The sequence below is a fragment of the Streptomyces tyrfis genome (genome assembly GCF_037034285.1).
Lineage (GTDB): Bacteria > Actinomycetota > Actinomycetes > Streptomycetales > Streptomycetaceae > Streptomyces.
Genome location: NZ_JBAGJZ010000049.1, coordinates 22,983 through 45,424, shown reverse-complemented (window position 1 = coordinate 45,424; position 22,442 = coordinate 22,983). Strand labels below are relative to the sequence as shown.

The 22,442-nt window shown below is 73.2% G+C and carries 21 protein-coding genes; 13 read left to right on the top strand and 8 right to left on the bottom strand.

Going from position 1 to position 22,442, the window contains the following annotated elements; genetic code table 11:
- The first annotated feature begins 283 nt into the window (after positions 1–283).
- From ureA to WA762_RS29100, 8 genes are all read left to right on the top strand, one after another.
- Positions 284–1,054 (top strand): urease subunit gamma, encoded by a 771-nt coding sequence (gene ureA, locus WA762_RS29135; RefSeq protein WP_335939548.1) that lies wholly within the window; start codon positions 284–286, stop codon positions 1,052–1,054.
- Positions 1,051–2,739, top strand: a complete 1,689-nt coding sequence (locus WA762_RS29130) for an urease subunit alpha (RefSeq protein ID WP_335939547.1) — start codon at positions 1,051–1,053, stop codon at positions 2,737–2,739. Before ureA ends, WA762_RS29130 begins: the two co-directional genes overlap by 4 nt.
- Before the next feature lie 129 nt (positions 2,740–2,868).
- A complete protein-coding gene (locus tag WA762_RS29125) occupies positions 2,869–3,882 on the top strand; it encodes an agmatine deiminase family protein (protein WP_335939546.1) in 1,014 nt (337 codons plus the stop codon).
- Positions 3,883–3,928: 46 nt separating this feature from the next.
- The gene (locus WA762_RS29120) at positions 3,929–4,552 is read left to right on the top strand and encodes a TetR/AcrR family transcriptional regulator (RefSeq protein WP_335939544.1); all 624 of its coding nucleotides are present in this window, start codon (positions 3,929–3,931) and stop codon (positions 4,550–4,552) included.
- Positions 4,553–4,634: 82 nt separating this feature from the next.
- Positions 4,635–5,978, top strand: a complete 1,344-nt coding sequence (locus WA762_RS29115; RefSeq protein ID WP_335939542.1) for an MFS transporter — start codon at positions 4,635–4,637, stop codon at positions 5,976–5,978.
- 278 nt (positions 5,979–6,256) lie between these two features.
- Entirely contained in the window at positions 6,257–7,864 is a 1,608-nt protein-coding gene (gene cimA, locus WA762_RS29110; RefSeq protein WP_335939540.1) for a citramalate synthase, read from the top strand.
- Between the two features lie 132 nt (positions 7,865–7,996).
- Complete coding sequence (locus WA762_RS29105; protein WP_335939539.1) at positions 7,997–9,430, top strand: hypothetical protein; 1,434 nt, start codon at positions 7,997–7,999, stop codon at positions 9,428–9,430.
- A 183-nt stretch (positions 9,431–9,613) separates the two neighbouring features.
- Positions 9,614–12,592, top strand: a complete 2,979-nt coding sequence (locus WA762_RS29100; protein ID WP_335939537.1) for a SpoIIE family protein phosphatase — start codon at positions 9,614–9,616, stop codon at positions 12,590–12,592.
- 154 nt (positions 12,593–12,746) lie between these two features.
- On the opposite strand, the gene WA762_RS29095 is transcribed toward WA762_RS29100, so the two are convergent.
- On the bottom strand, positions 12,747–13,364 hold the full coding sequence (locus tag WA762_RS29095; protein ID WP_335939535.1) for a YceI family protein: 618 nt from the start codon (positions 13,362–13,364) through the stop codon (positions 12,747–12,749).
- Between the two features lie 241 nt (positions 13,365–13,605).
- On the opposite strand from WA762_RS29095, the gene WA762_RS29090 reads away from it, so the two are divergent.
- Positions 13,606–14,130: a hypothetical protein gene (locus WA762_RS29090; protein ID WP_335939533.1), complete on the top strand. Its 525-nt coding sequence runs from the start codon at positions 13,606–13,608 to the stop codon at positions 14,128–14,130.
- 180 nt (positions 14,131–14,310) lie between these two features.
- Here WA762_RS29090 and WA762_RS29085 read toward each other — a convergent pair whose 3' ends face one another.
- Entirely contained in the window at positions 14,311–14,868 is a 558-nt protein-coding gene (locus tag WA762_RS29085) for a YciI family protein (RefSeq protein WP_335939580.1), read from the bottom strand.
- Positions 14,869–14,974: 106 nt separating this feature from the next.
- Here WA762_RS29085 and WA762_RS29080 point away from each other — a divergent pair, with 106 nt between their 5' ends.
- Positions 14,975–15,598, top strand: a complete 624-nt coding sequence (locus WA762_RS29080) for a PadR family transcriptional regulator (RefSeq protein ID WP_335939532.1) — start codon at positions 14,975–14,977, stop codon at positions 15,596–15,598.
- Positions 15,595–16,584 (top strand): hypothetical protein, encoded by a 990-nt coding sequence (locus WA762_RS29075; RefSeq protein WP_335939530.1) that lies wholly within the window; start codon positions 15,595–15,597, stop codon positions 16,582–16,584. The genes WA762_RS29080 and WA762_RS29075 overlap by 4 nt, the downstream gene beginning before the upstream one ends.
- Positions 16,585–16,627: 43 nt before the next feature.
- Here WA762_RS29075 and WA762_RS29070 read toward each other — a convergent pair whose 3' ends face one another.
- The 3 genes from WA762_RS29070 to WA762_RS29060 form a co-directional block, all read right to left on the bottom strand.
- The gene (locus WA762_RS29070) at positions 16,628–17,857 is read right to left on the bottom strand and encodes a glycoside hydrolase family 64 protein (RefSeq protein WP_335939528.1); all 1,230 of its coding nucleotides are present in this window, start codon (positions 17,855–17,857) and stop codon (positions 16,628–16,630) included.
- Between the two features lie 294 nt (positions 17,858–18,151).
- On the bottom strand, positions 18,152–18,532 hold the full coding sequence (locus WA762_RS29065; RefSeq protein WP_335939526.1) for a TetR-type transcription factor C-terminal domain-containing protein: 381 nt from the start codon (positions 18,530–18,532) through the stop codon (positions 18,152–18,154).
- Between the two features lie 56 nt (positions 18,533–18,588).
- The gene (locus WA762_RS29060; RefSeq protein ID WP_335939524.1) at positions 18,589–19,317 is read right to left on the bottom strand and encodes an SRPBCC family protein; all 729 of its coding nucleotides are present in this window, start codon (positions 19,315–19,317) and stop codon (positions 18,589–18,591) included.
- A 210-nt stretch (positions 19,318–19,527) separates the two neighbouring features.
- Here WA762_RS29060 and WA762_RS29055 point away from each other — a divergent pair, with 210 nt between their 5' ends.
- The gene (locus tag WA762_RS29055) at positions 19,528–20,220 is read left to right on the top strand and encodes a TetR/AcrR family transcriptional regulator (protein ID WP_335939577.1); all 693 of its coding nucleotides are present in this window, start codon (positions 19,528–19,530) and stop codon (positions 20,218–20,220) included.
- Positions 20,221–20,298: 78 nt separating this feature from the next.
- Here the strand turns inward: WA762_RS29055 and WA762_RS29050 are convergent, their stop codons facing one another.
- Positions 20,299–20,976 (bottom strand): DnaJ-like cysteine-rich domain-containing protein, encoded by a 678-nt coding sequence (locus tag WA762_RS29050; protein ID WP_335939522.1) that lies wholly within the window; start codon positions 20,974–20,976, stop codon positions 20,299–20,301.
- 379 nt (positions 20,977–21,355) lie between these two features.
- Positions 21,356–21,661 (bottom strand): ArsR/SmtB family transcription factor, encoded by a 306-nt coding sequence (locus WA762_RS29045; RefSeq protein WP_335939520.1) that lies wholly within the window; start codon positions 21,659–21,661, stop codon positions 21,356–21,358.
- 57 nt (positions 21,662–21,718) lie between these two features.
- On the opposite strand from WA762_RS29045, the gene WA762_RS29040 reads away from it, so the two are divergent.
- Entirely contained in the window at positions 21,719–22,072 is a 354-nt protein-coding gene (locus WA762_RS29040) for a putative quinol monooxygenase (protein WP_335939517.1), read from the top strand.
- A gap of 139 nt (positions 22,073–22,211) precedes the next feature.
- Here the strand turns inward: WA762_RS29040 and WA762_RS29035 are convergent, their stop codons facing one another.
- Positions 22,212–22,430: a transposase gene (locus WA762_RS29035; RefSeq protein ID WP_335939576.1), complete on the bottom strand. Its 219-nt coding sequence runs from the start codon at positions 22,428–22,430 to the stop codon at positions 22,212–22,214.
- Between the last annotated feature and the right edge of the window lie 12 nt (positions 22,431–22,442).

Here is a 22,442-nt window from a genome sequence, read left to right as displayed (position 1 = left end):
GCCCTGACGCCATGGCGCCCTGACGCTCCGGGGTCTGCGGGGTCTGCGGGTCTGGTGGCGTCTGTGGCGGGCGTGATCCGGGCTGACGAACGCGCGAAGGCCGCGTCCGGTTTCCTGGCCGGGCGCGGCCTTCGTCGTGCCCGCTGTCGTGTGCGTTGTCGTGCCCGCTGTCGTGTGCGCCGGGTTTTGAGTGCTGCTCGAACATGATGGAGACAGATGTCAGGCTTCTGTGTTCTCATGGTTCTCGTAGTTGGAGTGCTGCTCAAACTGGAGGTGTGCGGGCGTGCGACTGACCCCGACGGAGCGTGACCGGCTGCTGCTGTTCGGCGCCGCCGAGCTGGCCCGGGCCCGCCGTGCCCGGGGGCTGAGGCTCAATGTCCCCGAGGCGACCGCGCTGATCGCGGACACGGTCTGCGAGGCGGCCCGCGACGGCCGCAGGCTGGCCGAGGCCGTCGAGGCGGGGCGCTCGGTGCTGGGCCCCGACGACGTGCTGCCCGGTGTCGCGGACGTCGTCACCGAGGTCCAGGTGGAGGCCGTCTTCGACGACGGCTCGCGGCTCGCCGTGGTCTCCCGCCCGCTGGGCGAGGGGCTGGGCGCGGACGCCCCCGGGGCCGTCCTCCCCGGCCCCGCCGTGCCCGCCCCGGAGCCCGCGGCGCGGATCGCCGTCCGCAACACCGCGGCCGTCCCGGTCTCCGTGACCTCGCACTTCCACTTCTTCGAGGCCAACCCGCGGCTCGACTTCGACCGCGCGGCCGCGTACGGCATGCGGCTGTGCGTCCCCGCCGGCTCCTCCGTCCGCTTCGGCCCGGGGGAGAGCGTCGAGGTGGGGCTGGCGCCCATCGGCGGGGACCGGATCGCCATCGGATTCGCCGGACTCGTCGACGGCCCGCTCGACGCGCCAGGCGCCCGCGAGGAGGCCCTGCGGCGGGCGGCCGCCTGCGGATACCTGGGAGCCGGGCCGGACGCCGGGGCCGGGCCGGACGCCGTACGGGAGTCCGGGCGGGCCGCCGCACGGGAGAGCGGACCGGACGCCGAAGGAGGGGCGCGCCGATGAGCATCGACGGACACGAGTACGCCTCCGTGCACGGCCCGCGCGCCGGGGACCTGGTCCGGCTCGGGGACTCCGGGCTGACCGTGCGCGTCGAGTCCGACGCCCAGGCGTACGGCGAGGAGTTCCTCGCCGGCTTCGGCAAGACCGCCCGCGACGGGCTCCATCTGAGGGCCGCGGCCGTCCGCGACACCTGTGACGTCGTCATCAGCAACGTGCTGGTCATCGACGCGGTGCAGGGCATCCGCAAGGTGTCGATCGGCATCCGCGAGGGCCGGATCGCCGCGATCGGGCGGGCCGGAAATCCGGACACCCTGGACGGCGTGGACGTCGTCGTCGGCACGGGCACCACCATCGTCTCCGGCGAGGGCCTGATCGCCACGGCGGGCGCCGTGGACACCCATGTCCATCTGCTCTCGCCGCGGATCATGGAAGCTTCGCTGGCCTCCGGCGTCACCACGATCATCGGCCAGGAGTTCGGCCCGGTCTGGGGCGTCGGCGTCAACTCGCCCTGGGCGCTGCGCCACGCCTTCAACGCCTTCGACGCCTGGCCGGTCAACATCGGCTTCCTGGGCCGCGGTTCGTCCTCGCACCCGGCCCCGCTGGTCGAGGCGCTGGCCGAGGGCGGCGCCTGCGGCTTCAAGGTGCACGAGGACATGGGCGCCCACACCCGCGCCCTGGACACCGCGCTCCGGGTGGCCGAGGAGCACGACGTCCAGGTCGCCCTGCACAGCGACGGGCTGAACGAGTGCCTGTCGGTCGAGGACACCCTGAGCGTCCTCGAAGGCCGCACCATCCACGCCTTCCACATCGAGGGCTGCGGCGGCGGACACGTGCCCGACGTCCTGCGGATGGCGGGCGTCGAGAACGTCATCGGCTCGTCCACCAACCCGACGCTGCCCTTCGGCCGGGACGCCGTCGCCGAGCACTACGGGATGATCGTCTCCGTACACGACCTCAAGACCGACCTGCCGGGCGACGCCGCCATGGCCCGGGACCGCATCCGCGCCGGGACGATGGGCGCCGAGGACGTGCTCCACGACCTGGGCGCCATCGGCATCACCTCCTCCGACGCGCAGGGCATGGGCCGGGCCGGCGAGACGGTGCGCCGGACCTTCGCGATGGCCGGCAAGATGAAGGCCGAGCGCGGCCCGATGGACGGCGACGGACCGCACGACGACAACGCCCGGGTGCTGCGGTACATCGCCAAGCTCACCGTCAACCCCGCCATCGCCCACGGCCTCGCGCACGAGATCGGCTCCATCGAGACCGGGAAGCTCGCCGACATCGTGCTGTGGCGGCCCGAGTTCTTCGGCGCGAAGCCGCAGCTGGTGCTGAAGGCCGGCTTCCCGGCGTACGGGGTCACCGGCGACCCGAACGCCGCCACCGACACCTGTGAACCCCTGGTCCTGGGACCGCAGTTCGGTGCGTACGGGGCCACCGCCGCCGACCTGTCGGTGGCCTTCGTCTCGCAGGCGGCCGCCCAGCTCGACGCGGACCGGATGCCGACCCGGCGCCGCCGCGTCGGGGTGCGCGGCACCCGGGGCATCGGACCCGGCGACCTCGTCCACAACTCCCGTACCGGGGAGGTCGCCGTGGACGCCCGCAGCGGCCTGGTCACCCTGGACGGCGACCCGCTGCGCTCCGAGCCCGCCGACTCCGTCCCCCTCAACCGCCTCTACTTCCTCTGACACCGCCCCGCCCGGGGCTCCGACACCGCCCCGACCCGGGGAGCCCGCGCGCCCCCGGGTCCCGGCCCCGCTCACCCCCCGCTCACCCCCGACCGTCCCCGCCCCTCCGAACCCTCCTCAGGACACCCGATGACCTTCCGCATGCCGCCCGAGTGGGCCCCGCACGAACGCACCTGGATGGCCTGGCCGGGCCCCAACCCCACCTTCGACACCGCGGCCGAACTGGACGAGGCCCGCGCCGCCTGGGCCGCCGTCGCCCGCGCCGTCCGCCGCTTCGAGCCCGTCACGATGGTCGTCGGCCCCGGCCAGGAGGAGGCGGCCCGCGCCCTCCTCGGCCCGGACGTCGACTTGGAGACGCGCCCGCTCGACGACGCCTGGATGCGCGACATCGGACCCACCTTCGTCACCGACGGGCGCCGGCTGGCCGCCGTGGACTGGACGTTCAACGGCTGGGGCGCCCAGAGCTGGGCCCGCTGGGAGCATGACCGGCACATCGCCCGTTCCGTCGCCGGGATCGCCGGCGTCCCCGTGCACGGCTCCGCCCTGGTCAACGAGGGCGGTGCGATCCACGTCGACGGCGAGGGCACGGTCCTGCTCACCGAGACCGTCCAGCTCGACGAGGGCCGCAACCCCGGCTGGACCCGCGAGCGGGCCGAGGCCGAGATCCACGCCCGGCTCGGCACCGAGAAGGCCATCTGGCTGCCGCGCGGACTCACCGCCGACTACGGCCCCTACGGCACCCGCGGCCATGTCGACATCGTCGCCGCGTTCGCCCGCCCCGGCACCGTCGTCGCGCACGTCCAGCCGGACCCGGCCCACCCCGACCACGAGGTCACCCGCGAGACCGTCCGGGTGCTGCGCGCCGCCACCGACGCCCGGGGCCGTCCCCTGGAGGTCGTGGAGGTCCCCGCCCCCACCGTGCTGAAGGCCGACGGGGAGTGGGTCGACTACTCCTACATCAACCACTACCTCTGCAACGGCGGCGTGGTCCTCTGCGCCTTCGACGACCCGCGCGACGAGGAGGCCGCGGCGATCTTCCGCGCGTTGTTCCCCGACCGTACGGTGACCCTCGTCGACGCCCGTACCATCTTCGCCGGCGGTGGAGGCATCCACTGCATCACCCAGCAGCAGCCGAAGGTCTGAGAGCCTGGCCCCGGCCGCCGTCCGACACGAGCCGAAGGTCCGCACCGTGCCTCCCGCCCCACGCCGCCGCAACACCGCCCCGCCCCGCGAGGAGGTGCTGGCCGCCGCCATGGCCACCATCGCCGAACGCGGCCTCGACGGCCTCACCATGGCCGGGCTGGGCCGGGAGGTCGGCATGAGCAGCGGACACCTCCTCTACTACTTCCGCACCAAGGACGAACTGCTGCTGCGGACCCTGGAGTGGAGCGAGGAACGGCTCGGCGCCCGGCGCCGCGCCCTGCTGTCCGGGCAGGGGGACGTCCGGGCCCGGCTCGACGCGTACATCGAGCTCTACCTGCCCGACGGCCACCACGACCCGCACTGGACGCTCTGGCTGGAGGTGTGGAACCGCTCGCGGAACGCCGACGACGACGCCCGCGCCCGGCAGGCCGCGATCGAACGGGCCTGGCACCGCGACCTGGTGGCGCTGCTGGCGGAGGGGGCCTCGCGCGGAGAGTTCCGCGCCGTCGACGCCGAACGGTTCGCCACCCGGCTGCGCGCCCTGCTCGACGGGTTCAGCGTCCATGTCGCGGTCGGCCTCCCCGGCACCGGACGCCGCGAAGTCCTCGCCCAGGTGAGGGAGTTCGTCGACGCGTCGGTCATGGCCCCGGAGCCGCCCCCGCTGCCGTGAACGAGGCGCACGTCAGTGCGGGCGCGCGGCCGCCCGTTGCGCCCTTGTCGCGCTCCTCGCCGTTCGGGCACGGTGACGGACCATGGGACGAGAGCAGTGGAAGAAGATCTGGGTCGGCTCCGCCGGCAACATGGTCGAGTGGTTCGACTGGTTCGTGTACGCGACCTTCGCGGTCTACTTCGCGGACGCGTTCTTCCCCGAGGGCAACGAGACCGCCAACCTCATGAACACCATGGGCATCTTCGCCGTCGGCTTCTTCATGAGACCGGTCGGCGGCTGGCTGCTCGGCCGGATCGGCGACCGCAGGGGCCGCAAGGCCGCGCTCACCCTCACCGTCACCCTGATGTCCGCCTCCGCGATCCTCATCGCCGCGGCGCCGACGTACCGGACCGCCGGATACGGCGGGGTCGCCGTCCTGCTGCTGGCCCGGCTCCTCCAGGGCCTCTCCGTCGGGGGCGAGTACGCCGCCAGCGCCACCTACCTCACCGAGGCGTCCGCCCCCGGCCGGCGCGGCTTCGCCTCCAGCTTCCAGTACGTGTCCATGACCGCCGGCCAACTCGTCGGCCTCGGCCTCCAGATCGTCATGCAGCGCACCATGTCCGAGGCCGCCCTGCACAGCTGGGGCTGGCGCGTGCCGTTCGTCATCGGCGCGCTCGGCGCCGCGGTCGTCTTCTATCTGCGCCGCTCCATGCTGGAGACCGAGGTCTACGCCGAGTCCGGCGCCGCCGGACAGGCCGACCGCGGCACCCTGAGGGCCCTGTGGCGGCACCGGCGCGAGGCGTTCCTGGTGATGGCCCTGACCATGGGCGGCACCGTCGCGTACTACACGTACACCACCTACCTCACCAAGTACCTCTCCACGAGCGCCGGCATGGCGAAGTCCACCGCCTCGCTCGTCAGCTTCTGCGCCCTCCTCGTCTTCATGTGCCTCCAGCCGCTCGCCGGGCTGCTCTCCGACCGGATCGGCCGCCGCCCGCTGCTGATCGGCTTCGCGATCGGCTCCACCTTCCTGACCGTGCCGATCATGACGCTGCTCCGGCACGCCGGAACCTTCTGGCCCGCCTTCGGCCTGGCGCTCCTCGCCCTGGTCGTCGTCACCGGCTACACCTCCATCAACGCCTGTGTGAAGGCCGAGCTCTTCCCGACCGGCGTCCGCGCCCTGGGCGTCGCGCTCCCGTACGCCCTCGCCAACGCGCTCTTCGGCGGCACCGCCGAATACGTGGCGCTCTGGTTCAAGAAGGCCGGCGCCGAGTCCGGCTTCCCCTGGTACGTGGCCGGCTGCGCCGCCGTCTCCCTGGTGGTCTATCTCACGATGCGGGAGACCCGCGACATCGACCTGGGCCGGATCGGCGCCCGGGGGCCGGAAACGGGCCGGGCGCAGCCGTCCGGAGCATCGGGACCCACCACCGTCACGCCCGCATCCTGAGACACGACACGGCGCGGAGGCGGCCCTGTGCGACACTGCTTCCGTGCCCTCGTTCGTCATGATTATTGGCAACAGGCGCGCCGGTCCGCAGTGACCGCCCCGCACCACCCCGTGCGGCGCGGCCACCGTGCCCCAGACCCGCGCGCAGACCTCTCGCACCCGCGAGGGGTTTTTTCGTTTTCCGGCCCTCACCACGGGCGGAGAGAGGCGCGCGGGATGATGGGGGCAAGTGGAGCCAGATCGCCCGGATCCACTCATCCGACAGGAGTCAGACCAGCATGACCACCAAGGCCAAGGCCACCGACGACAGCTTCCATGTCTTCGACACCACGCTGCGCGACGGGGCACAGCGTGAAGGCATCAACCTGACGGTCGCGGACAAGCTCACGATCGCCCGGCACCTGGACGACTTCGGCGTGGGCTTCATCGAGGGCGGCTGGCCGGGCGCCAACCCCCGTGACACCGAGTTCTTCGCCCGCGCCCGGCAGGAGATCGAATTCCGCAACGCCCAGCTGGTCGCCTTCGGCGCGACCCGCAGACCGGGCGGCAGGGCCGCCGAGGACCCGCAGGTCAAGGCGCTGCTGGACTCCGGGGCCCAGGTGATCACCCTGGTGGCCAAGTCCCACGACCGCCACGTGGAACTCGCCCTGCGCACCACCCTCGAAGAGAACCTGGAGATGGTCCGCGACACCGTCTCCCACCTGCGCGAACAGGGCCGCCGGGTGTTCGTGGACTGCGAGCACTTCTTCGACGGCTACCGCGCCAACCCCGAGTACGCCAAGTCCGTGGTCCGCGCCGCCGCCGAGGCCGGCGCCGACGTCGTCATCCTCTGCGACACCAACGGCGGCATGCTCCCCGCCCAGGTCCAGGCCGTCGTCGCCACCGTGCTGGCCGACACCGGCGCCCGGCTCGGCATCCACGCCCAGGACGACACCGGCTGCGCCGTCGCCAACACCCTGGCCGCCGTCGACGCGGGCGCCACCCACGTCCAGTGCACCGCCAACGGCTACGGCGAGCGCGTCGGCAACGCCAACCTCTTCCCCGTCGTCGCCGCCCTGGAGCTCAAGTACGGCAAGACCGTCCTGCCCGAGGGCGCGCTCGCCGACATGACCCGCGTCTCGCACGCGATCGCCGAGGTCGTCAACCTCACCCCGTCCACCCACCAGCCCTACGTCGGCGTCTCCGCCTTCGCCCACAAGGCCGGGCTGCACGCCTCCGCGATCAAGGTCGACCCGGACCTGTACCAGCACATCGACCCCGCGCTGGTCGGCAACACCATGCGGATGCTGGTCTCCGACATGGCGGGCCGCGCCTCCATCGAGCTCAAGGGCAAGGAGCTCGGCATCGACCTCGGCGGCGACCGCGCACTCGTCGGCCGGGTGGTCGAACGCGTCAAGGAACGCGAGCTGAAGGGCTACACCTACGAGGCCGCCGACGCCTCCTTCGAACTGCTGCTGCGCGCCGAGGTCGAGGGCCGCCGCCGCGGCTACTTCCGCACCGAGTCCTGGCGCGCCATCGTCGAGAACCGCCCGGACGGCACGCACGCCAACGAGGCGACCGTGAAGCTCTGGGCCAACGGCGAGCGGATCGTCGCCACCGCGGAGGGCAACGGCCCGGTCAACGCGCTCGACCGGGCGCTGCGCGTCGCGCTGGAGCGCATCCACCCGCAGCTGGCCAAGCTGGAACTGACCGACTACAAGGTCCGCATCCTCGAAGGCCGCACCGGCACCGAGTCCACCACCCGCGTCCTCATCACCACCAGCGACGGCAACGGCGAGTGGTCGACCGTCGGCGTGGCGGAGAACGTCATCGCGGCGTCCTGGCAGGCGCTGGAGGACGCGTACACGTACGGGCTGCTGCGCGCCGGGACCGAGCCCACGGAGTAGTCCGCGCACCCGCCGCGCACCCGCCGCGCACCCGCGGGCGCGTCGGGAGCGCGGCGCGCACCGGCGGCACGGCTCAGACGCTCGGCGCGGCTCGGCGGCGCGCCGATGGCCCGTCCGGGTTAGCGTCGAAGTATGCGGAACAGGATGTTCCCGATCTGGTTGGCCGGCCTGCTGCTGGCGCTGACGGCGGCGCTGCCCGCCTCGGCACAGGGGATGACCGCCCCGGCCGTACCGGCCGGGGCGGGCCCGGCCACCGTGTCCCGGGCCGTCGGCGCCACGACCGTCGAGGACGTCGCGCGGGCGCTGCGCAGGAACCCGGTCTACGTCGATCCCGCCGCCGCCGACCAGCTCTCCCCGGCCGGAGCGGCCGCCCTGGCGAAGAAGATCAAGAACGCCGACAAGCCGGTGTTCGTGGCGGTGCTGCCCCGGACCCCGGCATTCCCGGAACAGACCCTGCTGGCCACCCTGCGCACCGACACCGGCATCACCGGCGTCTACGCGGTCCGCCTCGGCGACGGGTTCGCCGCGGGCGCCGACCCGCAGGTCATGCCCACCCGGGCGGTCCGCAACCTCACCGCCGCCGTGAAGGCGCCCGGCACGGACACCGACGCCGCGACCCAGCTGAACGCCTTCGTCGACCAGGCCCTCGGACAGGCCCGGGGCAGCGCCCCCGCCTCCTGGGGCGGCTCCGCCGGGCGGGGCGGGACGCCCACTGCCGGACTGGTGGCGCTGGGCGCGGTCCTGGTGCTGGGCGGCGGCACCGCCTACGCGGTCGCGCGGCGCAACCGCAGGCGCCGGGCGGAGGAGGAGCGGGCCGCCCTCGACAAGCTCCGGGTGGTCGTCGACGAGGACATCACCGCGTACGGCGAGACCCTGGAGCGGCTCGACTTCCACCCCGCCGAGGCCGGCGCCGACGACGCCATGCGCGCCGACTACGAACGGGCCCTCGACTCCTACGAGACCGCCAAGTCCCGCATGGCCGGGTCCCGCCGCCCCTCGGACGTGCGCGCGGTGACCCAGGCGCTGGAGGACGGCCGCTTCTCGCTCGCCGTGCTGGAGGCCCGCCGCACCGGCGCGCAGCCGCCGGTCCGCCGCCCGCCGTGCTTCTTCGACCCGCGCCACGGCCCCTCGGTCGCCGACGTCCGCTGGTCCCCGTCCGGCGGCGCGGCCCGTGACGTCCCGGTCTGCGCGGCGGACGAGCTCCGGCTGCGCGAGGGCGAGGAACCGCTGAGCCGCACCGTCCGCACCGACGACGGCCGCCGCCGTCCGTACTGGGAGGCGGGCCCGGCCTACGGCCCCTGGGCGGGCGGCTACTTCGGCGGCGGCATGCTCCCCGGCCTGCTGGCCGGCACCATGCTCGGCTCCCTGCTCGCCAGCCCGGCGTACGCGGCGGAGTACGGCGGCGGCGACTTCGGCGGCTGGGACGGCGGGGACTTCTCCGGCTCCGACTTCGACCCCTCGGGCTTCGACTCCACGGGGTTCGGCCCGCCCGGCTCCGACGGCGGGGGCTTCGACGGCGGGGGCTTCGGAGGCGGCGGTGGCGGATTCGACGGCGGAGGATTCTGAGACCCGGCCCGGCGGTCTCATGGACCACTGGCCTTCCGGCGCGGCGCTCTCCCGGCCCGGCGGTCTCGCGGTCGACGGCCTCATGGACCGGCGCTCTCCCGGCCCGGAAAGGGCATCCCGGACGGACGTGCTCCCGGGCAGACGATCTCTCGGGTGGCCATGATTCGTGCTAGACCTGAACCTATGTCTGGTATCGGTCGATTCCGGGCGAGGCTGCGACGCTCCGTCCGGCGGCCGGATCAGCACGAGGAGAGGCGCCCGGGGCCCGCCGCGTCCGCGGGGCCCGGCCGGGGCACGACGGACCGCTCCCCGCTCCATGAGCTGCGTTCCCTGTTCCGGGTGCGCACCCTGGCCGGCCAGGTCTTCTGCCTCGTGCTCGCGCTGGTGCTCCTGCTCGTCGCCGCGGGCGCCTTCGCGATGGTCGCGCAGGGCCGCCAGGCCAGTCTGGAGGAGGCCCGCACACGCACCCTGAGCGTCGCCCGGACGTTCTCCTACGCACCGGGCCTGGTGGCGGCGCTGAGCAGCAAGGATCCCACCGCGATCCTCCAGCCGCGTACGGAGGAGATCCGCCGCGCCGCCCACGTCGACTTCGTGGTGGTGCTGAGCCCCGGCGGCGTCCGTTACACCGACCCCGATCCCGCGAAGATCGGCACCCGCGTCGCCGTCCCGCACGAGACGGCGGTGAACGGCCGGAGCGTCACCCGGACGGTGGCCGACCGGCGGGGACCCGCGATCGACTCGGTGGTGCCCGTCACCCGCCCCGACGGCGCGCTCGTCGGCATGGTGTCCGTGGGGCTCACCGACAGAACGGTGGCCAGCGTGGCCGACCGCTCGATCCCGCTCGCGGCCGCCGCCGCGCTCGTCGCCGCCGCGCTCACCGCGGCCGGCGCGGCGCTCGTCAGCCGACGGCTGCGCCGCCAGACGCACGGGCTCGGCCCCGATGAGATGACCCGGATGTACGAACACCACCACGCGGTGCTGCACGCGGTCCGCGAGGGGGTCCTCATCGTCGGCGCCGACCAGCGGCTGACCCTGGTCAACGACGAGGCCCGCAGGCTGCTCGACCTGCCCCCGGACGCCGAGGGCAGAGCCGTCGCGGACCTGGGGCTGGACCCGGAGGCGACCGCGCTGCTCTCCTCCCGCGACACCGTCACGGACGAGGTGCTGCGCAGCGGCAACCGGCTGCTGGCCGTCAACCTCCGGCACACCGACGCGCACGGCGGCCCGCCCGGCACCGTGGTGACCCTGCGCGACACCACCGAGCTGAGCGCCATCACCGGCCGCGCCGACTTCGTCAACGAACGGCTGCTGCTGCTCTACGAGGCGGGCGCCCGGATCGGCACCACGCTCGACGTCACCCGGACGGCGCAGGAGCTGGCCGACGTGGCGACCCCCGGCTTCGCCGACGCCACCACCGTCGACCTGGCGGAACCGGCGCCGCCCGGGGAGGAGCCCGACGCCGCCCACGCCGGCTCGCTCGACATGCGCCGCACCGCCATCGCCGCCACGGACCCGGACCAGCCGCTGTACCCGGTGGGCAGGGACGTCGGCCTGCTGCCCACCAGGACCACCGCCATGCGCGTGGACATCACGGAGTCCGGGCTGGGTCCCGAGACGATCGCCCGGCTGGGATGGCGCAACTGGGACCCGGAGCGGGGGGTGGCCATACTCGGCTACGGCTTCCACTCGGTGCTCTCCGTCCCGATGCACGCGCGGGGCGTCGTGCTGGGCCTGGCGAACTTCTGGCGTGCGGACGGCTCCGAGCCGTTCGACGACGACGATCTGGACTTCGCGGAGGAGCTGGTCTCCCGGGCGGCGGTCAACGTGGACAACGCCCGCCGGTACACCCGCGAGCACGAGATGGCCGTGACGCTGCAACGAAGTCTGCTGCCGCGCGGCCTGCCCGAGCAGAACGCCCTCGACGTCGCCTTCCGCTATCTGCCGGCGCGGGCCGAGGTGGGCGGCGACTGGTTCGACGTGATCCCGCTGCCCGGCGCGCGGGTCGCGCTGGTCGTCGGGGACGTGGTCGGGCACGGCCTGCACGCCGCCGCCACCATGGGCCGGCTGCGCACCAGCATCCACAACTTCTCCGCCCTGGACCTGGCCCCCGACGAACTCCTCGGACACCTGGACGAGGTCGTCAGCCGCACCGACCAGGCCGAGGCGGCCGGCGACGGCGGCGCCGAGATCAGCGGCGTGACCTGCCTGTACGCGATCTACGACGCGGTGTCGGGGAACTGCTCGGTGGCCCGGGCCGGGCACCCCGGCCCCGCGCTGGTCCTCCCGGACGGCACCGTCGAGTTCCCGGAGGCCCCGGCGGGCCTGCCCCTGGGCATCGGCGGCATGCCCTTCGAGGCGGCCGAGTTCCAGGTGCCCGAGGGGAGCCGCCTGGTCCTCTTCACGGACGGCCTGGTCGAACGCCGCGACCGGGACATTGACGCCGGGCTCGCTCTGCTGCGCGGCGCCCTGGCGGGGCGGCCCGACCGTACCCCGGAGGAGACCTGCGACGACGTGCTCGACGCGATGCTGCCCGATCCGCCCACCGACGACGTCGCCCTGCTCGTGGCCCGCACCCGCACCCTCGATCCCGACCAGGTCGCGCAGTGGAACGTGGCCACCGACCCGGCGGCGGTGGCCGGGGTCCGCAAGAACGTGGCCGCGTGGCTCACGGACCGGGGCCTGGACGAGGAGGCGTTCACCACCGAGCTGATCCTCAGCGAGCTCGTCACCAACGCGGTGCGCTACGGCACCGGACCGATCGAGGTCCGCCTCCTGTACGACCGCAGCCTGATCTGCGAGGTGTCCGACACCAGCAACACCTCGCCGCACCTGCGCTACGCGGCGAGCACCGACGAGGGCGGCCGGGGCCTGTTCCTCGTCGCCCAGATCGCCGAACGCTGGGGCACTCGTTACACGGAGACGGGCAAGGTGATCTGGTCCGAGCAGACGGTCGGCGAACCCACCGGGCCCGAGCTGCCCGGGCTCGAACTCCCCGAACTCGGACCGCCCGACCCGTCCGGCCCTGGCCCGTCCGGACCCGAACCGCCCGGAGAAGGCGGCCGGGACGGCGGCGACGAGGACGACGAGGGCGCCGTCGGCGGCGGCGGCCGAGGCGACGGCGGCGCGGACGGCGGGGGAGCGGGGGAGCGGGGACGGCGGTGACCGGCCGGACGGGGCCGGCCCGGACCCCGGCGCCTCCGGGCGCGAACGCCGAGCGCCCGCCTTCCGTCCCTGGCGGGGGAGGGGGAAGACGGGCGCGCTCGGGTTCGTGCTCCGGCCGGGCGGGCGGGAGACGAAGGGGGAGGAGTCCGGGGTGTCAGCTCTGGGCGGCGGACTTGATCGCGGAGATGTCGAAGGTCAGCTTGACCTTGTCGCTGACCATCACGCCGCCGGTCTCCAGTGCCGCGTTCCAGGTCAGGCCCCAGTCCGAGCGCAGGATGTCCGTGCCGCCCTCGAAGCCGACGCGCTCGTTGCCGTAGACGTCGGTGGCGGAGCCGTTGAACTCCAGGTCGATGGCGAGCGGACGCGTGACGTCCTTGATCGTGAGGTCGCCGGTGATGCGGTACTTGTCGCCGCCGAGCTGCTCGGCGTGCGTGGAGCGGAACGTCATCAGCGGGAACTTCTCGGCGTCGAAGAAGTCGCCGCTGACCAGGTGGCCGTCGCGGTCCGCGATGCCGGTGTCGACGCTGGCGATCCTGACGTCGATCGAGGCGGTGGAGTGCGCGGGGTTGTGGCCGTCGAGCCGCAGCTTGCCCTCGTACTCGCCGAAGCTGCCGCGCACATTGGTGACCATGGCGTGCCGCACGGTGAAGCCGATGCTGCTGTGCGCCGGGTCGATCGTGTACTCGCCGGTCAGGGCGGCCAGGGCCGGGTCGACCTCGGCGACGGCGGTGGCGGACGCGGTGTCGTTCTTCTTGCGGCCGAACAGGGCCATGACGTTCTCCTCGGGGGACGTGATCGGGCGGCGATCGAGGTTGTTTAACCTTCAACGAGAACGACTGTAGCGCTATCTAGTTCAAGTTTCAACATAAGGGTGGCGCGACGCGCCGGGGGCGGGGTGCGGGTACGGGGGGGTGTCCATCGCGCGTCATGTCGTCCGGCCTCTGGCGACGCGCGTAGAAGTTCGGGCACTATCTCCCTGCCCGTTGTTTGTCATGACCAGGAGGAGTCCCCCCATGGTGTCCCGAATGACACTGCGCCCCGTCCTGACCGCCCTCGCCCTCGTCCTGGGCGTCCTCTTCGCCCCCGGAGTCGGCGTGCTCGGCGGCGCCGCCACCGAGGCTCAGGCCGCCACCAAGCTCACGCACGCCCAGGCCACCGCCCGGTTCAACTCCTCCGGAGTCACCTGGTCGTCCTCCGGCGGCTGCTCCGACCGCAACGTCTCCACCTGCACCTCGTTCGACCAGCTCAACCTGGAGACCGCCCAGGGCGCCCAGACCCTCAAGGGCGCCACGGGCTGCGCGCTGAACATCACCGGCGGCACCGAGACCGGGCACGCCGGCGGCACCTACTCGCACTGGAACGGCTACAAGCTCGACTTCGCCAAGTCGACCTGCCTGACCAACTACGTCCACAACGTCTTCACCTACATAGGGCTGCGCGGTGACGGCGCTCCCCAGTACAAGTCCGGCTCGGGCAACGTCTACGCCGACGAGGGCAACCACTGGGACGTGACGTACTACAACTGCGGCGGCTGCTGACCGCGCGTCGACCGGACCGCGACCGCGGCGGCCGCTGACCGGTCACGCCCGGAGCCCATCGCACGACCGCACGCCGCTCACCGCACACCGCACGCCGCTCACCGCCGGGCGCGCCCCTGTTCCGCGCCCGGCGGCGGGCCGGTGGCCCGGCGGCCTGGCGGCCCCGCGGCCCGGGAGGCCTCAGCCGGTGACGGGCCGTCCCCCGAACCGCCAGTTGTGGACCTCGACATCGGCGTACAGCCCCGGGGTCAGCACGGCACGGGCCGTGTCCCGGTCCGGCGCCCGGACCAGTGCGGCCGTACCGAGCCAGACCGCGCCGTCGTCGGACAGCAGCGGCCCGTACGCGATCAACTCGTCCCGCCCGTCAGGGCTGTCGGGGCCCGCGCCCGGTTCCGCGCCGAGGCCGATCACCAGATACCGGCTGCCGCCGGCCCGGCCGCCGGGGAACTCCCACATGCTGCGGCCCAGTTCGTTGCGCCAGCGGCGCAGCAGCACGTCCCGGTACGCCCCGGCCTGGTAGCCGGGCTCGTCGAACGCGAACGCGCGTGCCGCGCCGGGATCCGGCAGGTCGAGGATGTGCACGCTGCCCGTGGGGGTGACGCCGTCGTCCGCGAGCGTGGGGCCGCGGGCGGTCATCTCCTTCTCGTATCGGTCCATGTAGCACAAGTGCTCCTCCAGCAGTGCGTGGCGGAGCGCCGCGGAACCGGGACGGTCGCGGTGGTAGCAGAAGAACTCCATGCCCAGACTCTTTACCACTCCCGTTCCCTCCAGGGGGCGGCCGATTCCGTGCGTGGGGCGCCGTCGGTGACGCCCCATAGTCTATTTGGACTGATAGATTTCGACCATGCCTCGTCGCGCACTCGACAACCCGATCGTGCTCGCGGTGCTGGGGCTGCTCCTGGAGCAGTGCTCGCACCCCTACCAGATGCTCTCCGAGCTGCGGAGACGCAGCGACAACCACGCGGCCGCCGTCACGCGCGGCACGCTCTACAACACCGTCGCCGCCCTGGCGGAGGCCGGATGGGTGGCGGCTCAGGACCGGCAGCGCTCGGGCAACCGCCCGGAGCGCACCGTGTACGCGCTCACGGACGCGGGGCGCGCGGAGCTCGTACGGCGGCTGGACGAGCAGATCCGTACGCCCGAAAGGGAGTTCTCCCAGTTCCTGGGCGCCGTCAGCTACCTCGGCGCGCTGGGCCCGGAGGGGGCCGTCGAGGCCCTGACGGAACGGTCCCGGCGCCTCGGGCGACGCACGGCGGCGGACGGGGAACGCCTCGCGGAGGCGCTGGCGGCGGGCGTGCCCCGGCTGCACGTCATCGAGGCGGAGTACGCGCTGGGCCTGGCCCGCGCCGAACTGGCCTGGATCGACACGGTCGTCGACGACATCCGCGCCGGAAGGCTGGTCTGGCCCGAGCCCCCGGCGGCGGGGGCCGGAGCCGGGCGGGAGAGCGAAGCGGGGGAGAACGCGTGACGCCCGCCGCCCCAGAGGGGCTGCTCTTCGGGATCTACCCGGGCTCGGTCGCCGGGGACGACGCCGGGGGACTGGCGGGGGGCCCGCCCGACGACCCCGCCCGCGTGTCCCGCGCCCTCGACCTGCTCCAGGGGCGGGCCGGACGCCCGTTCCTGGTGCGCGCCTACACGAGCTTCGGCGACGACACCCCGCCCGGCGGCCCGCACCCGACGGACACGCCCGCCGACGCGGAGCGGTACGCCGTGCGGGGCCGCCGCCTGGACCTGGTGGCCCAGTACCGCTCGACCGCCGGGGACGTGGACGGCTACTGCCGCTTCCTGCGCGAACTGGTCGAGCGGTACGGCCCGGTCACCGACACGCTCCAGGTGACGGAGGAGCCGAACGTCACGTCGAACCCCGTGCTGGACGGCCACTACCCGGGCGTGCGCGAGGCGATCGTCCGGGGCGTGGCCGCCGCCGGGGCGCGGGCGCGCGAACTCGGACACACGCGTCTGCGGGTCGGCTTCAACACCACGCCCCTCTTCGGACCCGCCGCCGGCTTCGTCGCCGGGCACACCGACCTGGGCGGCCCCGAGTTCACCGCCGGACTCGACTACGTGGGGCTGGACTTCTTCCCGGACGTGTTCCGCCCCGTCCCCGCCGCCGAACTGCCCGCCGCCGTCGAAGGACTGCTGCGCCACCACCGCGAGGCGGTCCTGACCCCGGCGGGCCTGGGCCGCCTTCCGCTGCACATCACCGAGCACGGCTGGCCCACGGGTCCGGGCCGCTCGCCCCGGCGGCAGGCCGAGGTCGTCGACACCGTGGTCCGCGTCGTCGCCGCGCACGCGAAGGAGCTCCGCCTGAGCGGCTACACGCACTTCGCGCTGCGCGACGCCGACAGCGCGAACCCGGACCTGTTCCACCGGTTCGGGCTCACCGCCGACGACTACGCGCCCAAGCCCGCCTTCGGGACGTTGCGGAGACTGGTCGAACGGTTCTCCCGCTGACGCCGCCGGCCGCGCCGCCCGCCCCTTCGGTCCGGCGGCGGGCTCAGGCGCCCACGCTCACCGTGAAGCGGCGCGGGTTCCCGTCGTTGGCGGCGCCCGAGACGTCCGGTTCGCCGTCGGGGCGCACGTCGTCGTAGGGGAAGGCGTAGCCGATCGGGCTGTGGGCGTGGACGACGCGCGCCCAGTGGTTCGTGACGGCGCCCCGGTAGTAGTCCGCCGCCGGGATGCCGTCGGGCTGGTCCGGGTGGGTGAGCATCAGGGAGCGGTTGAAGCCGGCCGCGAGCCGGGCCAGCAGCGCCTTCTTGTCGTCCGGGTCGGCCGGGTTGTTGGCGAACGGCCCGTGGTCGCAGGTGAAGACGTCCCGGGAGACCGGCTTGGCGAAGGCGTGGCCGCCGTCGAACGTCAGCACGTCGCCGTCGACCCGGCCGGTCCGGACGCCCCGCCCGCCCTGGAGGTCGATCCGCAGACCGGTGGCGCGGTACTTCTCCCAGACCTGGTCGATATACGCCGTGAACGCGTCGCGGAACGGCATCTCGTCCGGCCGGTCGAAGTACGGGGCCATCAGGTTCTGCGGCGAGATCGCCCGCAGCACGCCGCCGTCCGCGCCGCGGATCACCAGCTTGTCCCAGGGCTGCCCGTCCGCCGCGGCCTGGGCGGTGAGGTCGTCCGCGATCCGCTGCACGGCCCCGTCCGGGAGCGGGGCCACGGTGTGCGTCGCGTCGCCCTCCAGGGTCAGCCCGATGGGCAGGGCGGTGACCAGGTCGACGTAGCTGATGTTCGCGTACAGCTGCTGCGGGTCGAAGGTGAACTCGCAGAAGGACCAGATCCGCCCGTAGTTGGGGTCCGTCGGCGTCGCGAACGCCGGTTCCACCAGGGCCGGGCCGGGGTTGAGGTAGAAGGTCAGGGTGTCGTCGCGGACGAAGTAGACGCGTGCCCCAAGCATTTGAGGGAGCGTCAGCACGACGGGCGGGCCGCCCGCCGCGTTCAGCGGGATCGCGCAGTCCACGGGCAGCGGCGTCTGCGGGGCGGCGGGGGAGTCGGGGTGGTAGACGCCGCCGTCGGGGCGCAGCAGCGTCCAGCGGCCGGTGCCCTGCTCGTGCCCGGTGACATAGGCGTTCACCCGGCCCGGCAACGACCGGTTTTCCAGGGCGAGTTCACAGGTCGCCGGGGCGGCCGCGGCGCCGGGGCCCAGGCCGCCGCCCCAGACGGAGCAGGCGAGGGCGGACGCGGAGACGGCGGCGGAGCGCGTCAGGAACGTTCTGCGCGAGATCACGAGAGGACTCCCGAGGTGTGGGGGGTGTGGGGGTGTGGGGGGTGTGGGAGGCCGCGGGCGGGCCGGTCGTGCGCGAGGGGGCGCCGGTGACCGCGGTGTGCACCACTGTCGCGGCGGGCGGACAGGGGCGTCAAGAGTTGTGTCTGAGAGCGCTCTCACGGTCCGCAAGTCTTCACAAGTCGGCGTGATGGGACGGAAGTTGATCGAACCGCGACCGCCGTCGCGGCGGCGCGCCGGCCGACGCCCCGGCCGTCCTCCGGCCCGGGGCGACGGGCGCCGCCGGGGCCGGGGGCGTCAGGCGCGGGCGCGGAGGGCGCCCGCGTCGAGACCGAGCAGGCGTTCCGCCGTGGTGATCGCCATGTCCCCCAGCGCCGGATGGTCCACCTGGCCGTCGTCGTCGGCGTAGGCGCCGAGGCCGTCGACGGTGACCAGGATGTGCAGGGTCGCGCCGAGCGCGTCGCCGGTCGTGAACTCCCCGGCCCGCCGGTCCTCCTCGACGAGGTCCGCGAGGGCGGTCCGGGTCGCCGACCCCTGGGCGCTCACCGCCGAGGCCAGTGCGGGCTTGAACCTGCCGAGGTGCCACGCCTTGAGCCACAGCCGGCTGAGATCCCGGTACGCGCCGTCGGCGAGGCGCACGAGGAAGCGCGCGAGCCGTTCGACGGGGGGCGGACGCATTGGACGGGGAACCTAGGCACTTCTACGGACACGCAGGCCCCTGCCCGGCCGCCCGCTCAGCGGGGGCGGGGGCAGTGACGGGCCTCGGCGGCGGCCTTGAGGTCGGCGAGCCAGGCGTCGAGCCCCGGCGCGAGGTAGCTGAGGGAGGTGGCCGGGTCGGCCTCGATCTGCTCGCCGGTCCAGCTCTCCTCGGTGCGGACGAGGACGCCCCCCTCGACCTCGATGAAGTTCCAGACGTGGACGCCCTCGTCGATGCGGAGTCCGTCGCCGATGGCGGGTCCCCTCCAGCGGATGCACCGGTTGTGCTGGACCTGCTGGACGGAGGAGGTGATGACGAGGGTGGTGGCGGGCGTCGTGGGCGTCGGGGGCGCCGGGGTGGTCCACCGGAACCGCGAACCCTCCCGCAGCGGTCCCGGGTCCAGTCGTTTCATGGAGGTGACGGACGCCTGCCAGGCGGGCCAGCCCTCGACGTCGGTCTGCACCTTCCACACGGTGCTCAGCGGCGCCTTGACGAAGATCTCGGTCCGGTGGTGGAGCTGGGCCGTGGGGTCGATGCCCTCGCCCCGGCAGGTCACCGCACCGTGAGGCGTGGTGGCGCCGGACGACGTGTTCCGTACGGAAGGGGCGGCATGGGCCGGTGCGGCGGCGGTGCCGAGGAGCCCGGCGGCGGCCAGCGAGAGCGCGAGCAGTGCGGCGCGCGCCCCGGACCGGCGGCCGGAGGGCCGCGGGGAGCCGGTGAGGGCCCACGCGTTCGGTGAGGCGGACGGGTGGTGGATGTCGGCCATGACTCTTCTCCTCTTCTCCTCTTTCTCGTTCCTCGGTCACTGCGGGGGAGGGGCCGCACGTCGGCGGCGGAGCCTGCGCCCCTCGAAAGTTATTACCCCTCCCTTTCGTTAGAAGCTATAACCACTCCTGTGTGAGCGTCAATAGGAAAGGTGAGACCCTCTAGCTAGACTTCGGTGGTGTCACGGTCGTCGGCCGGGAAGGGGCAGCTGATGACGGATCCGGGCGCGGGCGGACAGAGCCCGCGGGAGCGCTACCGGGCTCAGGTGCGCGCGGAGATCAAGCAGCACGCGTGGGAGCAGATCGCCGCGGCGGGAGTGGCCGCGCTGTCGCTCAACGCCATCGCCAAGCGGATGGGCATGAGCGGTCCCGCGCTGTACCGGTACTTCGCCGGCCGCGACGAGTTGATCACCGCGCTCGTCCGCGACGCCTACCGGAGCCTCGCCGACACCGTCCGGACGGCGTTCGACGCCGGGGCCGACCTGGCGGGACTGGCCGGCGTCATCGGGGAGTGGGCCCGCAGCGACCCGCAGCGTTACTTCCTCGTCTACGGCACGCCCGTCCCCGGCTATCACGCGCCCGACGACATCACCGCGATCTCCGACGAGGTCATGGCGGTGCTCCTCGAAGCCTGCGGGGCGCGGGCGGCGCACGACGGCCCGACGACGCCCCGCGACGCGCGGTCGGCGGACAGTCGGGCGACGCCCTTCCACGCCCATCCGGAGAACCGCCGCGAGTGGGCCGGCGGCCGTCCGGAAACGACCGCGGCGCTCCATCGCGCCCTGTCCTTCTGGACCCGCCTGCACGGGGTGCTCTCGCTCGAACTCGCCGGTCACTTCGCCGGGATGGGATTCGACCCCGATCTGCTGATCAGCGAGGAACTGAAGTCCCTGCCGCCACTCTGACCCCTCCCGCCCCGGCCCGCCGGGTGAGCCTCCGGCGGGCCGGATCAAGGTGTGGGACGAACAGGCAGGTCACGGCGGCTACCGGCTCAGTCCGGGGTAGTGGGTCAGCTGGTACGGCGACAGCTGGGAGACGGCCAGCTCGCCCGCGCCCCGGCAGATGGGGCAGACGCGCCGCCCGCCGCACTGGCGGCAGTTACCGCGCCCATGGGGCTCGCTGGGCACCCAGCCGCGTCCACCGCAGCCATGGCAGGCGCCGAGGCCGTCGCACTCGTAGCAGAGCACCCAGCCGGGCGTGACGGTCCCGGGCGTCCGGACCGGCTCCGGCCACTGGAACTCCTCCGGCTCGCGCAGGGCCAGGGCGGGGGTCTGCCCGCTGTAGAGCACGGCCGAGGTGTGGTCGCCCGTGCGGACTTCGACGCGAGTGCCGTCGGAACGGCGGGCGGTGAGGACGTACGCGTGTTTCGTGCCGTCGATCTCCTCCTCCGGCCCCGCGATGCTCCAGTCGGCCGGGCTGAACAGGCCGGCCGCCCTGGCGGCGACGTCGGCGGCGCCGACCCCTCCGGGGCGTTCCCCGCGGAACACGGCCGAGTAGCCGTAGCGCAAAGGCTCGTGCCAGTCGGCGACGTTCGGCTCATCGAGGAAGAGGAGGCGGAGGTCGGCGCCGGGGGTCAGGTCGTTGATCAGCTCGACGAGCTGCGCACGCAGGGTACGCCCGAGCCGGTCCAACTCCTCACGCGCGCGCGGCACTTCACCCATGGGAGCCCCCTCTCTCGCTCGACCGCGGGCATCCTATGAGGGCGAGGACGGCGAGAACACAGGCAGAGGCGCGCACCCAGCTGCCACGGCACTTCACGGAGACGCTCCATGCGCTGCCCCCGGACCAGGCGTACGTCGGTTCAGCGCGCTCACGCCGGTCGTGGGCGGATGACCTCGGTGCGGATCGTCGCTCAGCGGGCGAGGTCTCGGTCCGCCGGGACCGACAGGGCCCGCACCGCCGCGGACCACCCGCCTCGGATCGGCCTGCGACCGGCACCCGGAGCAGGCCCTGTAGACGCCGTCCGGCGTGCCCGCGCCAACACGGCCCGGTTCCCTCGACCCCCGCCCGCGGCCCCAGCACCCGCGATCGGCCGCCAGGTCATGAACTGGTTTTACGTTCGCCCGATTGGCCGAGCTCGGTCACGAGGAGCTGCAGCAGGCCGGGACAGTGCTTCTCGATGTCCGTCCTGAGCAGCCTCAATGTGCTTCCGTTGCCGTGATCGCGCTGCGCCACCAGACCCGCCTCCCGCAGAACTCGAAAGTGGTGAGTGCGTGTGGCCTTCTTCACCGACAGGTCGAACGACCCGCAGGCGCGCTCCTGATCTTCGGGATCGGTCGCGAGTTCGGCGATCATCCTCCGCCGGGAGTCGTCCGCGAGCGCGGCGAACACTTTGCCAAGGTCCATGATCCCCCTTCAGGTATGACTTGCATCGTACCTGGATGTATCGCTAACTTCCTAGGTATGAACATCGTCATACCTGAGGGAAGCGGCCCCATCGGCATCTACGGATTCGCCCGCCCCCGCCCGGAACGCGCAGAGGAACTGGAACGTCTGCTGCTTTCGTTCGTCGAGCCGACCCGTGCCGAGCCGGGCGCCTGGCAGTACCAGGTGCACCGCGATGCCTCCGACCCCACCACGCTGGTCTTCTACGAGCTGTGGCGCTCCCGGGCCGATCTGCGCAATCACCTTGCCCAGCCCGACCTCGTCCGGTTCCAGGCGACTCGCATGGACTACCTGCGCGAGGACCTGGAGATCCACTGGTTGACTCCTCTCACCGTGAATGCTTTGGCCCCATCCCCACAGCAGCTCGCGTAGCGTGGCCTCTTCCTGGATACGCAGGCCGCCCATGCGGTGACCGTGAATGCGCGCTGGGGCGAAGGACCGGGCCTGAACCTTCGCCGTCCCTGAACCGGCGAGCCTTCCCGGCCCCAGACGCTAGGCGGTTTCGTTTGGCTCACCGGGCGGACCAGAGAAAGATGCCCGCGATATGGAGTCCGGCCGGGCCCTCTTCTGCGTACTTCTCCGGCAGATGCACCCACTGCGTTCCGGTCCGGAACTTGTAGGCGATCGCGTCGATCACCTCACGGTGGTCCCGCCGGCGGCCACCCCGCTTCGGCATCCGGTCCGGGAGCAACGGCTCAATCCGCGCCCACCGCAGGACAGTCAACGGCACACCCGGACCAAC

Coding starts and splice junctions, on each gene's coding strand:
- WA762_RS29130 (WP_335939547.1), top strand. CDS start 1,051: ATGAGCATCGACGGACACGAGTACGCCTCCGTGCACGGCCCGCGCGCC.
- WA762_RS29125 (WP_335939546.1), top strand. CDS start 2,869: ATGACCTTCCGCATGCCGCCCGAGTGGGCCCCGCACGAACGCACCTGG.
- WA762_RS29115 (WP_335939542.1), top strand. CDS start 4,635: ATGGGACGAGAGCAGTGGAAGAAGATCTGGGTCGGCTCCGCCGGCAAC.
- cimA (WP_335939540.1), top strand. CDS start 6,257: ATGACCACCAAGGCCAAGGCCACCGACGACAGCTTCCATGTCTTCGAC.
- WA762_RS29105 (WP_335939539.1), top strand. CDS start 7,997: ATGCGGAACAGGATGTTCCCGATCTGGTTGGCCGGCCTGCTGCTGGCG.
- WA762_RS29100 (WP_335939537.1), top strand. CDS start 9,614: ATGTCTGGTATCGGTCGATTCCGGGCGAGGCTGCGACGCTCCGTCCGG.
- WA762_RS29095 (WP_335939535.1), bottom strand. CDS start 13,364: ATGGCCCTGTTCGGCCGCAAGAAGAACGACACCGCGTCCGCCACCGCC.
- WA762_RS29090 (WP_335939533.1), top strand. CDS start 13,606: ATGGTGTCCCGAATGACACTGCGCCCCGTCCTGACCGCCCTCGCCCTC.
- WA762_RS29085 (WP_335939580.1), bottom strand. CDS start 14,868: ATGGAGTTCTTCTGCTACCACCGCGACCGTCCCGGTTCCGCGGCGCTC.
- WA762_RS29080 (WP_335939532.1), top strand. CDS start 14,975: ATGCCTCGTCGCGCACTCGACAACCCGATCGTGCTCGCGGTGCTGGGG.
- WA762_RS29065 (WP_335939526.1), bottom strand. CDS start 18,532: ATGCGTCCGCCCCCCGTCGAACGGCTCGCGCGCTTCCTCGTGCGCCTC.
- WA762_RS29060 (WP_335939524.1), bottom strand. CDS start 19,317: ATGGCCGACATCCACCACCCGTCCGCCTCACCGAACGCGTGGGCCCTC.
- WA762_RS29055 (WP_335939577.1), top strand. CDS start 19,528: ATGACGGATCCGGGCGCGGGCGGACAGAGCCCGCGGGAGCGCTACCGG.
- WA762_RS29050 (WP_335939522.1), bottom strand. CDS start 20,976: ATGGGTGAAGTGCCGCGCGCGCGTGAGGAGTTGGACCGGCTCGGGCGT.
- WA762_RS29045 (WP_335939520.1), bottom strand. CDS start 21,661: ATGGACCTTGGCAAAGTGTTCGCCGCGCTCGCGGACGACTCCCGGCGG.
- WA762_RS29040 (WP_335939517.1), top strand. CDS start 21,719: ATGAACATCGTCATACCTGAGGGAAGCGGCCCCATCGGCATCTACGGA.